We start from the raw sequence: 11,659 nt of genomic DNA, 5'->3' as shown, positions 1-11,659 counted from the left end.
CCGCGGCGCGGTCGCGCTGGCGGCCGCCGTCCTGGCTGGTCGAGGCCGCGTCGCGCCTGGAGCGCTAGCTAGCTAGTCCTGGCTCGGCGCGCCGGCGACCAGATCCGCGATCCGCCGCTGCCAGCGGATCGCCGGCGCGTCGTCGGCGTAGCGCGGGCCGGCCCGCGCGAGCTGGTCGGCCGCGTAGCGCCGCCGCGCCCAGAGCGAGCCCGGATGCCCGAGCCGGACCGCGCCGAACACGCCGAACACCGGGACGAACAGCCCGACGACGCCGAGCAGGATCCGGCCCTTCAGCACGCAGACGATCGACAGGCCCAGCACGACGACGACCGCGATCGCGGTGCCCGCGATCGACGCCGGGTCGTCGAGGCCGAACGGCGTGGTGCCCAGGACGACGAGCGCGGCGAACGCGAGCGCGACGACGACCGCGTCGAACGACTGGCGGCCCTGCTCGGCCCAGTAGACGTCGCGCAGGTTCACCCACAGCGCGAACTCGTCGAGCGTGAAGCCGGCGCCCACGCCGAAGACCACGGCGGTGACGTGCCACCACGGCGCCTCCAGCGGCGCGGCGAAGCCCAGGAAGCCGGCGAGCATCATCATGCAGATGCCCCACACGAGGTGGTGGAGGTGGACGCCGCCCTCGGTCTCCACGCCGCCCGGCCACCACGACACGCTGCGCGTCAGGCGCGCGCTGGTGCGGATCGCCAGGAACGAGACGACGAACGCGGCCACGACGAGGAACGCCGTGCCGGTGCCGGGCGCGGCACGCGCGCCGAAGGGGTCGACGTCGAAGATCGCGGTCGCCGCTGGCATGGCGTGGCGCGGCCGAGCCTACCGGGCGCCGCCGGTGCCGTCCGGCGCGTGCGCATCGACCACGCGATCCTCGCCGTCGGCGACCTGGCCGCGGCCGCCGCGGAGCTGACCGAGCGGACGGGGCTCGCCGTGCGCCCGCAGGGGCGCATCCGGCGTGGGGGACCGCGAACATGATCGTGCCGCTGGGCGGGGCCTACCTGGAGCTGGTGGCGGTCGCCGATCCCGGCGCGGCGCGCGGCACCGCGTTCGGCGGGCTGGTCGCCGCGGCGGCCGGCAAGGAACATGACCTTGGTCGGCTGGGCGGTCGCGCCCGACGACTTCGACGCCGCCACGCGTCGGGGTCGACGCGCTGCGCGGCCAGCGCACGCTGCTAGCCCAGGACGTCGAACGCGAACGTCCGGCGCACGTCGGGCCGCCGCTTGACGATGCCCAGCCGCGCGTCGAAGGCGGCCCACGCGTCGAGCGTCGGACGGTCGAGCCTCAGCGTCCGGGAGAAGATCGGCGCCACCGCCGCGAGCTGCGCGCCGATCAACCGCGTGTCGTCGGTCTGCGCGGCCTTGGCGATCTGCGCGGTCGCCGCGGCGGGATCGCGCTCGACGGCGGCCACGCCGTCGCGGATCGCGAGCAGCGCGTCCCTGATCTTGTCGGGGTCCTTCTGGAGCGTCCTGCGCGCGGTGACCAGGACGACCTCGGGATAGGCGGGCGCGCCGTAGTCCTCGACGCGGAACTCGTGGACGTCCACGCCGCGCTCCTTCAGCGCGACGCCCTCGGCGTTCCAGAAGACGGGCGCGCCCTCGACCTTCTTGGCGAGGATCGCGGTGACCGCGTTGAAGCCGATCGTGATCTGGTGGACGCGCCCGAGGTCGCCGCCGTCGTGGGCGATCATCGCGTTCAGGAACGCGGGGTCGCTCGGCAGCCCCGACACGCCGACGGCGTGGCCCTCGAGGTCGCGCGGGCGCGCGATGTCCGGTCGCGTCACCAGCGCGGCGAGCGGCTTGCGGACCAGCTCGCCGACGCCGACGACGTCGATCCCCTGCTGCTGGGCGATCGCGAGGTCGTGGATGTCGAGGACGCCGAGGTCCAGCTTGCCCGCGGCGACGAGCTTGAGCGCGTCGGGTCCGGACCCCGGCTGGCGGATCACGAGCTTGACGCCGTGGCGGGCGTCGGCGCCCGTGCGCACCGCGGCGTAGAGCGGCGCGTGAACGGCGTTGGGCGTGAAGTCGAGCGCCAGCTGGACGGTCTGGCGGCGGTTGTTGGTGGTGTCGTCGTCGGCGCCGCACCCGGCGGCGACGACGACGAGCGCGAGGCTGGCGGCCAGCAGCGCGCGACGGCGGCGGGGCATCGCACCCCAGTCTGGCGCATCGCCGCGTACGGTGTCGCCATGGCCATGTCCTTGCCCGAGACGGTCCGCGGCGCCTGCGCCGAGATCGCCGCGACCGCGCGGTGGGTGACGATCGACACGGACGCGGCGACCGCGACCAGCGGCGTCGTCGGCTTCGACCCCACGCGCCACTACCTCGAAGGCACGCCGGAGTGGGTGGCGCGCTACGTCCTGGTCATCGACACCATCAACTTCGGCTCGGGCTGGTTCCCGACGCTGCGCCACGGCGCCACCGAGGCGATGACCGACCGCCTCGCGGCCTTCGCGCGCGGCCGTGCCGCCGGGCCGTGGTGGGGCGCCGAGCTGCGGACGCTGACCGCGGGCGACGTCGCGGCCGTGCTCGACGAGGACCCCGATCACGCGCTGATGGGGCTCTACGCGCAGGGCCTGCGCCAGCTCGGGGCGTGGGCGGACGACCGCGACGCGCTCGCGCTGATCGCCCTCGCCGAGGGCTCGGCCGCGCGCTTCGCGCGGCTGCTGGCGACCAACCTGGGGTTCTTCGCCGACGCCGGCTTCTACAAGCGCGCGCAGATCGCCGCCAACGACCTCGTCCTGGCCGGCGCGACGACGTTCGCCGACGTCGACGCGCTCACCGTGTTCGCGGACAACTTCCTGCCGCACGTCCTGCGCCTCGACGGCGTGCTCGTCTACGACGACGACCTCGCGCGTCGCATCGACCGCGGCGCGCTCCTGGCGCCCGGCAGCGCCCCCGAGCGCGAGCTGCGCGCCTGCACGATCCACGCCTGCGAGCTGCTTGCCGCCCGCGCCGGCATCCCGCCGCGCACGCTCGACAACTGGCTGTGGAACCGCGCGCTCGAGGGCGACTACGCGGCCCGTCCGGCGCACCTGTGCCGGACGGTCTTCTACTAGTGCACGACGCGCTGGTGGCGGCGGTGGCCGGCCGCCGACACCCCGGCCGCGGCGAGCAGCAGGGCGGCGCCCGCGCCGCCCGCGCCGATCGCGGCGGAGCCCCAGTCGAAGTCCTCGTCGTCGATCGAGCGCGTGACGCTCGGGGCGGCCGCCGGGGTGGCGTCGGCGGTCACCGGCGGCGACGCGGGGGCGGCGATGGCCGGGTAGGCGGTCGTCGAGGCCGGCTCGTCGCTGGGGAGGCGGGCCGCGGCGTTGGGGGCGAGGATGGCCGCGATGGCGAGGGCGCCGGCGGCGGTGTGGGCAAGGCGCATGAGACGGTCCTTCGGGAGGGGGTGGATGAACGCCGCCGACCGTGCCCGGCGGCGGTAGAGCGCCGGTAGAGCACGGGTTGTTCGCCCGTCGCCGACCGGAGTACGGTCGGTGTCGCCATCGGCATCCACCTACAGCTCCTCGGTCCGATCGAGGCGACGCTCGCGGGCCGACCCGTCGCGCTCGGAGCGACCAAGCAGCGAGCGCTGCTGGCGATGCTCGCGCTGGAGCCCAACGCGGCCGTCCCGGTCGAGCGCCTGGTCGACGGGCTGTGGGGCGACGACCCGCCCGCGACCGCGCGGAAGATGGTGCAGCTGTACGTCTCGCAACTGCGCCGGCTGCTCGCCGGCGACGACGCGTGCATCGTGACGCACGGTCGCGGCTACGAGCTGCGCATGCCGGCCGACGCGATCGACGTCGGGCGCTTCATCGCGCTGGTCGACGACGGCGAGCCGCGCGCGGCGCTCGGCCTGTGGCGCGGGCCGCCGCTGGCCGACGTCGCCCAGGAGCCGTTCGCGCCGCCCGAGATCCGGCGGCTGGAGGAGCTGCGCGTGCGGGCGGCCGAGCGCGCGGTCGACGCCGACCTCGCGGCCGGGCGCGACGACGCCGCGCTGGCCGAGCTCGACCGGCTGATCGTCGACCACCCGCTGCGCGAGCGGCTGCACGCGCGGCGGATGCTCGCGCTGTACCGCGCCGGGCGCCAGGCCGAGGCGCTGGAGGCCTACGTCGCCGCGCGGGAGCGGCTCGTGGACGCGGCGGGCGTCGAGCCGCGGGCGGAGCTGCGCGACCTCCAGGAGCGCATCCTGCGGCAGGACCCGAACCTGCTGCTCGCAGCCGCGGCTCAGCCGCGGCCGCACCCGGACGCTCCGGGGGCGCCAGCGCTCAAGGAGGCTGATCGCGGTCCTGGCCGGCCGCGGCGGCGCGTCCTGCTCGGCGTCGCCGTGGTCGTCGTCCTGGCGGTCGTCGCGGTCGTCGCGGTCCAGTCGCTCGGAGGCCCCGACACCCTGGCCGGCATCGACGAGGGCTGGGTCGGGGTGATCGACCCGGACGCGCGTGCGATCACCGCGCAGTACCCGGTCACGGCAGCGCCGCAGGCGGTCGCCGGCGGCGACCGCTCGGTCTGGGTCGCCGACCCCGGCGCCGGGACGGTCTCCCGCATCTCGGCCGACCGCCGGCGCGTCACCACGATCGCCGTCGGCGGCTCGCCCAGCGCCTTGGCCTTCGGCGGCGGAGCGCTGTGGGTCGCCGACGAGGACGCCGGCACCGTGATCCAGGTCGATCCGGCGACGAACCACCCGGTCCAGACGCTGCGCGTCGGCAACGGCGTGCGCGCGCTGGCGGTCGGCCACGGCGCGCTGTGGGTCGCGGCGGCGCTCGACGGCGAGGTCGTCCGGATCGACCTGCGCTCGGGTGCCATGCGTCACGTCGCCGCCGGCGGCCTGCCGGTCGCCGTGGCCGTCGGGCGCGACGCGGTGTGGGCCGTCGCCGAGGACTCCGGGCGCCTCGTGCGGCTCGACCCGCGCACGGGCGCGATCACCGAGGGCGTCACCGTCGGCAACGGGCCGAGCGCGGTGGCGGTGGGCGAGGGCGCGGTGTGGGTCGCCAACCGCCGGGACGGCACGGTCTCGCGGATCGACCCGGCGACCGGCCGCGAGCGCTTGAAGATCCCGGCGGGTCGCGCGCCGTCGGCGCTGGCGGTCGCCGGCGGCTCGGTCTGGGTCGCCGACGCCGACGGCGGCGCCGTCGGACGCCTGGACCCCGGCCGCGACACGATCGCCGGCTGGGTGACGACCGGCGCCGCGCCCGCGGGCCTGGCGACGATCGACGGCGACGTCTGGACGACGGGCGCCGCCCCGGGCGCGGCGCACCGCGGAGGGACGCTGCGGATCGGGCGCCAGGTCTTCGACCCCGACCCGGCGCGCGGCGGCTACGACCCGAACGGCATCCCGGTGCTCGAGTTGGCCTACGACGGCCTCGTCCGCTACCGGCGCGCGCCCGGCGCGGCGAGCGCGCAGCTGGTCCCCGCGCTGGCGGTCGGCGTGCCGGAGCCGACCGCCGGCGGCCGGCGCTACGTGTTCCGACTGCGCCGCGGCGGCCGTTATGCCGACGGCACCCCGGTCCGGGCCGGCGACCTGCGGACGGCGCTGGAGCGCATGCTGCGGATCCAGGGCCCCGAGCTGCCGCCGCTCTACGACGCGATCGTCGGCGCGGCCGGCTGCGGGCGGCGCAAGGGACGGTGCGACCTGTCGCGCGGCGTCGTCGCCGACGCGCGCGGCGGCACCATCACCATCAACCTGCTCCGGCCCGACCCGGACCTGCTCCAGAAGCTGACGCTGCCGCTGGCGGCGCTGGTCCCGGCGCGCACGCCGCGCCGGACCTCGCGCCGGTCCGTGCCGGGCACCGGCCCGTATCGCGTCGTGCGCTCCCGACCCGGGCACGCGATCCTGCTCGCGCGCAACCGATGGTTCCGGCCCGCGACCGCGGGCGGGCGCGCGGCCGGCTTCGTCGAACGCGTCGACGTGGAGATGAACAAGGACGAGGCCGTCCAGCTGCGCGCGTTCGCCCGCGGCGAACTCGACATGACCGGCGTCTTCGACCTGGAGGCCAAGCCGCTCGCCGGCCTGCGCGCGCACTACGGGACGCGGCTGCGCTCGGGCGCGTTCGCCAAGACCGTGTACGCGTGGATGAACCTGCGCGCGCCGCCGTTCGACGACGTGCGCGTCCGGCGGGCGCTGAACCTCGCCGTGGATCGCCGGGCGATCGTCGACACGGTCGGCGGTCCCGTCACCGGCTCGCCGACCTGCCAGCTGCTGCCGGCCGGCTTCGCCGGCTACCGGCCGACCTGCCCGTTCACCGCCGCGCCGTCGCCCGCCGCCGCGTGGGTCGCGCCGGATCTCACCAAGGCCCAGGCCCTGGTCGCCGCGTCGGGCCGGCGGGGGACGCGGGTCGTCGTCTGGGCCCCGGACCTGTGGGCCGGCATGGGCCGCGAGCTGGTCCGGACGCTGCACGCGCTCGGGTTCCGCGCGCGGCTGCGGCTCTTCGCCGGGCTCAACGAGATCACGGTGGCCGGCCACGATCCGCGCCGGCACCCGCAGATCGGGTTCGGCGGCTGGATCGCCGACTACCCGGAGCCCGCCGGGTTCCTGAAGTCCTTGGTCGCGTGCGCGGCCGACACCGGCCGCGATCCGCGCGGGCTCAACGTCGGGCACTACTGCGACCGCGGCGTCGACGGCGCGATCGAGCGCGCGCAGGCGGCCGGGCCGGGGGCGGGGGACGCCTGGCTGCGGATCGAGCGGCGCATCGCCGCGCGGGCGCCGGTCGTCCCGCTCTTCAACGGGCGCTATCCGATCCTGACCGCGACGCGGGTCGGCAACGTCCAGTTCCAGCCGCTGACCGGTCCACTGCTCGACGCGGTGTGGGTCCGCTAGCCGCGGCGGTGGGCGAGCTCGGGGGCGTGGGGGTCCGGCGGCCGCGGTGGCAGCAGCTGCTCGCGGTAGGCGACGGCGAGCGCCTCGGCGCGGCTGGTGACGCCGAGCTTGCGGCGGATGTGCTCGGTGTGGGTGGCGACCGTCTTGGGGCTGATGACGAGCCGCTCGGCGATCTCGCCCCAGCGCAGGCCCTCGCTCAGCAGCGTCAGCACCTCGTGCTCGCGACGGGTCAGGCGGCCGGTGCTGGCGACGGCGGTGGGCCGCGTCCGGTGCGTCACGGCCCGCAGGCGCGCGAGCACCTCGCCGGGGGCGGAGGCCTTGGTGACGTAGTCGTCGGCGCCGATGAGCAGGCCGGCGACGCGATCGAAGGACTCGGTGCGGGCGCCGGAGAGGAAGATGATGGCCAACTCAGGACCGAGCTCGGCGCGCAGCGTGCGGCAGACCTCGTAGCCGCAGATGGTGCCGAGGGGGATCTCGAGGATCGCGGCGACGGGCCAGCACTCGCGGGCCTTGGCGACGGCTTCGGAGCCGTCGGACGCCTCGACGACGTGGAAACCGGCGTCGCGCAGCACGCCTGCTAGGCACGTTCGTGCCTCGACGTCCGGGTCTGCGATGAGCACCGCGTCAGCGATCTCGATCCCTCCTCGTCCTCAGTGACGACCTAGGTGTACCCAGAAAAGGTCGGTCGTGCCGCCGAGGTTGTGCGAAATCTCCATTGGAGACGCTGACTGAGACGGAGAACGACCACCAACGAGCTGAGGCGAGGCCCGCAATGCCCGACATCCCCACCACCGTTCAGCAGGCAGCGCCCACCGTGGACGCTGCCGCCGCTGCCGCGGGGAGCGCACCGGCAGCGGTGGTCGACACGACGCAAAGCGCACTGCCGGCGGCGACGCCGGCGCCTGCGCCTCCGACGCCTGCGCCGGCGCCCAAGCCGGTGGCCGAGGCACCACCGGCACCCGCTCCCGAGCCTGCGCCGGCGCCGAAGCCGGTGGCCGAGGCAGCTCCGGCGGCCGCGCCCAAGCCCGTCGCCGACGCGGTGGCGGCGGCGCCGAAGCCGGTGGCTGAGGCGGCGGCTGCGCCTGCCGCTGCGCCGAAGCCCGTTGCCGATGCGGTGGCCGCGGCGCCTGCCCCGAAGATCGACCAGGTCGTCGACACGGTGGACAAGGCCGTCCCGGTTCCGCCGGCGGCGGCCCCGAAGGCCGTGGTGGATCAGGTCGCGGCGGCGCCAGTCGTCAAGCCGGTCGCCGATCAGGTGACGGCGACCGTCGCCCTGCCCGCGGAGCCGGCGGCGACCCCACCGCCCACCGGCGGCGCGGCGCAGTCCACCGACGCGCTCCTCGGTGGCGCAGCGGAGCCCCTGACCAAGGCAACGGGCGGCAGCCTCTCACCCGTGGTCGACCCCGTCGCGAACGTCGCGGCGCCCGTGGTGGAGCCGGTGGTGCACAGCACCGTCGCGCCGCTCGCCGCGCCGGTGGTCGACAACGCCGTGGCGCCGCTTGCCGCGCCGGTCGTGAACAACGCCGTGGCGCCGCTGGTGGAGCCCGTCGTGAACACCACGGTCGCGCCGCTCGCCGCGCCGGTGGTGGACAACACGGTGGCGCCGTTGGTGGAGCCGGTGGTGAACAACACGGTGGCGCCGTTGGCCGAGCCGATCGTCAACAGCACGGTGGCGCCGCTCGCCTCGCCGGTCGTCGGTCCGACGGCGCGCACCCTGGACGCGGCAACGCAGGCGGTGGCGCCGGTCGTCGGTCCCACGGCGGGTGCGGTGGATTCGGCGACGCAGGCGGTGGCGCCGGTCGTCGGTCCGACGGCGCGCACGGTGGACGCGGCGACGCAGGCGGTGGCGCCGGTCGTCGGTCCCACGGCGGGTGCCGTCGACTCGGCGACGCAGGCCGTGGCCCCCGTCGTCGGCCCTACCGCGGGTGCGGTCGATTCCGCGACGCAGGCCGTGGCCCCCGTCGTCGGCCCCACCGCGGGTGCGGTCGATTCCGCCACGCAGGCCGTGGCGCCGGTCGTCGGTCCCACGGCGGGTGCCGTCGACTCGGCGACGCAGGCCGTGGCGCCGGTCGTCGGCCCCACGGCGCGCACGGTGGACGCCGCTACGCAGGCGGTGGTCGGTCCGAAGGCGGGTGCGGTCGACGCGGCGACGCAGGCCGCGGCGCCGGTCGTCACCACCGCCGGCGGTGCGGTCAACGCCGCCGGGCAGGTTGCGGCACCGGTCACCACTTCCCCCTCCGGCGCGGTCGACGCGGCGACGCACGCGGTGGCGCCGGTCGTCACCTCGACCGCGGGCGGCGGTCCGCTCCGCGCGGTCGCCGACGCGGCCAGCCCAACGCTTGCGGGTTCGACCGCGACCCAGCACGCGCTCGGCGGCAACGCCGGCAGCGGCGTGGCCGACGCCCTCGGGTCCGGGCTCGCGCCTCCGCCCGCACCCTCCGGCCTCGCGGCCATCGCGCCGGCGACGGACCCGGCCACCGCCGCCCTGACGCACAGCGCGCCGGCGGCCGCGGCGACGACGGCGCCGGTCGACGCCGGGCACGGCGCGGTCGCCGACTCGCTCGCCCAGATCGCCACCGATCCGCGCCTGCTCGCCGCCACCGGCATCACCGCCCTCGCCGGCACCGCGTACGTCGCGGCGCGCAGCGCGGGCTGCGTCGCCGGCGGCGACCCGGGCGTCATCCTCAACAACGTCCGGCTCATCCCCTGCCTGGTCCGCAGCGGCGTCAGCTCCGGCGGCTCCGCCATCGCCGCCCTCGGCACCGGCGTGCGCTCGACCGTCGGCTCGGTGCCGGCGGCCGGACGCGGCGTCATCGAGGTCCTCGACGAGCGTGCGTCGAAGGTCGCGGACAACGCACGCCAAGGGCTGGCCGATCGCGTCGTCGCGCCGTTCCGCGACGGCTTCGGAAGCGCCACCGGCGGCCTGCCGCGCGGCTCGTCGTCGAACTCCACCGACCTGATGTTCGTCGGCGTCGGCGTCGTGATCGGGCTGCTCTACGCCGCGATCCTCACGCTGTGGCTCTATGCGGTCGCCGTGCGCCGGGACTCCGAGGCATGAGCCGCGCGCTCGCGACCGGCGCCGCGGTCCTCGCCGGCGCGGCGGCCATGCTGGCCCTCGCGCCGCGTGACGGCGCGAGCGCGGCCGACCCGCAGCAGCCGGTCGTCCTGAAGGTCGGCGACCGCGTCACCGTCGAGGGCGCGTCCCTGGGCTGCCGCGTCGCCCGCCGGGACGGCCGCGTCGTCATGGACTGCCGTCGCGGAGGACAGCTCACCGGTACCTACGGGACCATGATCAGCGCCCGCAAGGCGGAGGTCGTCCGCTACCGCAGCAACACGGTGGCCAAGGTCGTCTTCACCGCCACGCAGGGCGGCGGCGCGCGCCGCTGCGAGTGACGCCGGGCCGGCCGGGCCGGCCGGCCGGCCTAGCTCAGCTGCGACAGCGAGAAGTCCAGCCGCTCGTCGAACGTGCTGAGCATCCGCCGGCGCAGCGTCTCGTAGCGGCGCAGGGTCTCGCTGCGCCGCCCGCGCCGCAGCAGCAGCGCGAACAGCTCGCGGTGCACGTCGATGTCGAACGGCTCGAGCTCGGTCAGCCGGGTGAGCGTCGCGGTCGCGCCGGCGAGGTCGCCGCCGCGCGTCTCGATCTCGGCCAGGATCCGCAGGGCCCCGGCGGCGAGGTCGCGCAGCCGGTCGCGCTCGGGCAGCGCCCACTCGGCGTAGGGCTCGTCGGCCAGGAAGTCGCCGCGGTACATCGCGACGCCGTCGCGGATCAGCGCCCGGGCGCGCTCGTCGTCGGCGCCGGCCACCGCGCAGCCCTCGGTCACGAGGCGCTCGAAGGCGTCGGCGTCGACCCACACTCGCTGGCGGTCCAGCGCGTAGCCGCCCCGGGTCGCGACGACGAACGACGACGGCGGGTCCGCCGCGCCGCCGGGCTCGAGCTGGTCGCGCAGCTCGTGGACGAAGTAGCGCACGCCGCGCGTGTCGGGCGACGAGTCGGGCGGCCAGAGCACGCTGATGATCTCGTCGGAGTAGACGCTGCGATGGCGCTCGGCGACCAGGAGCTTGAGGATGTGGCCGGCGCGGTTGTTGATCCAGCGGCCGTCGAGGACCTCGTCGCCGTTCATGACGCACGTGCGCCCGAGCACGAAGACCCGCAGCTGCGGCTCGGCCGACCACGTCGGCGAGCCCCCGCGCTCCCGCGCCGCGTGCCCGAAGTCGCGGCGCAGCTCGGTGACGACCAGGCCGTCGCCGAGCGGCAGCGCCACGATCGTCGCGGACGCGACGTCGAACTCCGCCCCGGCGGGCAGCTCGACGCGCAGCGGCGGCAGGGGCTCGCCGCGGGCGAGGGCCAGCTCGTGCACGCAGACGCCGTCGAGCCGCGTGCCCGGCGAGCGGCACCCGAGGACGCCGCAGCCGACGCGCGCGCCGGGCTCGAGCCTCACGGCCCCGCCGAGCATCTGCACCGCCGCGCGGTTGACCGCGACGACGCGTCCGCGGGCGTCCTGGACGATCACGGCCGCGGGCGAGCGATCGACGACCTGGAGCGCGAGCTCGGCGTCGGTGAACGCCTGACCGTCGGACGCGTCTTGTCCCTGCCTAGACACTCCACCTCCCGTCCTTGTACCGCTTGCTGCGTGGTACCCGTGCAGAGACGTCGTCACTTACCGATCTTCCACGTGAACGGCGACGTTCGACAAACCCTCCTCTTTCGGGGGGTGTGCCAACAACTTCTTAACCGGGATCCAGGGCTTGATCGGGCACGCGGTCCCTAAGGTCGCGTCGAAGTCAGTTGGTGCCGGCCGCAAGCCCGGCAGCACAGAGGTCCTAGTGGACCGAACGGACTCGGGGGATGGCATGTGGA

Annotated in this window: 10 protein-coding genes; 5 read left to right on the top strand and 5 right to left on the bottom strand. The window is 76.1% G+C overall.

Annotation, left to right across the window (positions count from 1 at the left end; translation table 11 throughout):
* Positions 1-72: 72 nt before the first annotated feature.
* Positions 73-813 carry a hypothetical protein gene (locus DSM104299_RS19205; protein WP_272473257.1) on the bottom strand — a complete coding sequence of 247 codons (741 nt, stop codon included), beginning with the start codon at positions 811-813 and terminating at the stop codon, positions 73-75.
* Between DSM104299_RS19205 and DSM104299_RS29440 the strand changes: the two genes are divergently transcribed.
* Positions 807-1,187, top strand: coding sequence for a VOC family protein (locus DSM104299_RS29440; protein WP_349294591.1), 381 nt, complete (start codon positions 807-809; stop codon positions 1,185-1,187). The two genes, DSM104299_RS19205 and DSM104299_RS29440, sit on opposite strands and share 7 nt — an antisense overlap.
* Here the strand turns inward: DSM104299_RS29440 and DSM104299_RS19190 are convergent.
* A complete protein-coding gene (locus DSM104299_RS19190; protein ID WP_272473254.1) occupies positions 1,184-2,155 on the bottom strand; it encodes an ABC transporter substrate-binding protein in 972 nt (323 codons plus the stop codon). The two genes, DSM104299_RS29440 and DSM104299_RS19190, sit on opposite strands and share 4 nt — an antisense overlap.
* A 39-nt stretch (positions 2,156-2,194) precedes the next feature.
* Between DSM104299_RS19190 and DSM104299_RS19185 the strand changes: the two genes are divergently transcribed.
* A complete protein-coding gene (locus DSM104299_RS19185) occupies positions 2,195-3,064 on the top strand; it encodes a queuosine salvage family protein (RefSeq protein WP_272473253.1) in 870 nt (289 codons plus the stop codon).
* On the opposite strand, the gene DSM104299_RS19180 is transcribed toward DSM104299_RS19185, so the two are convergent.
* Positions 3,061-3,375: a hypothetical protein gene (locus DSM104299_RS19180; protein ID WP_272473252.1), complete on the bottom strand. Its 315-nt coding sequence runs from the start codon at positions 3,373-3,375 to the stop codon at positions 3,061-3,063. The two genes, DSM104299_RS19185 and DSM104299_RS19180, sit on opposite strands and share 4 nt — an antisense overlap.
* A 117-nt stretch (positions 3,376-3,492) precedes the next feature.
* Here DSM104299_RS19180 and DSM104299_RS19175 point away from each other — a divergent pair, with 117 nt between their 5' ends.
* Entirely contained in the window at positions 3,493-6,801 is a 3,309-nt protein-coding gene (locus DSM104299_RS19175; protein WP_349294590.1) for an ABC transporter substrate-binding protein, read from the top strand.
* Here the strand turns inward: DSM104299_RS19175 and DSM104299_RS19170 are convergent.
* Positions 6,798-7,421 (bottom strand): response regulator transcription factor, encoded by a 624-nt coding sequence (locus DSM104299_RS19170; protein WP_272473251.1) that lies wholly within the window; start codon positions 7,419-7,421, stop codon positions 6,798-6,800. The two genes, DSM104299_RS19175 and DSM104299_RS19170, sit on opposite strands and share 4 nt — an antisense overlap.
* Before the next feature lie 494 nt (positions 7,422-7,915).
* Between DSM104299_RS19170 and DSM104299_RS19165 the strand changes: the two genes are divergently transcribed.
* Both DSM104299_RS19165 and DSM104299_RS19160 read left to right on the top strand, forming a co-directional pair.
* A complete protein-coding gene (locus DSM104299_RS19165) occupies positions 7,916-9,859 on the top strand; it encodes a ribonuclease E domain-containing protein (RefSeq protein WP_272473250.1) in 1,944 nt (647 codons plus the stop codon).
* Positions 9,856-10,194 carry a hypothetical protein gene (locus tag DSM104299_RS19160; RefSeq protein WP_272473249.1) on the top strand — a complete coding sequence of 113 codons (339 nt, stop codon included), beginning with the start codon at positions 9,856-9,858 and terminating at the stop codon, positions 10,192-10,194. The genes DSM104299_RS19165 and DSM104299_RS19160 overlap by 4 nt, the downstream gene beginning before the upstream one ends.
* A gap of 29 nt (positions 10,195-10,223) precedes the next feature.
* On the opposite strand, the gene DSM104299_RS19155 is transcribed toward DSM104299_RS19160, so the two are convergent.
* Positions 10,224-11,402: a BTAD domain-containing putative transcriptional regulator gene (locus DSM104299_RS19155; protein ID WP_272473248.1), complete on the bottom strand. Its 1,179-nt coding sequence runs from the start codon at positions 11,400-11,402 to the stop codon at positions 10,224-10,226.
* Between the last annotated feature and the right edge of the window lie 257 nt (positions 11,403-11,659).

The sequence above is a fragment of the Baekduia alba genome (genome assembly GCF_028416635.1).
GTDB classification, from domain to species: domain Bacteria; phylum Actinomycetota; class Thermoleophilia; order Solirubrobacterales; family Solirubrobacteraceae; genus Baekduia; species Baekduia alba.
This window is presented reverse-complemented; position numbering and strand designations above follow the sequence as displayed.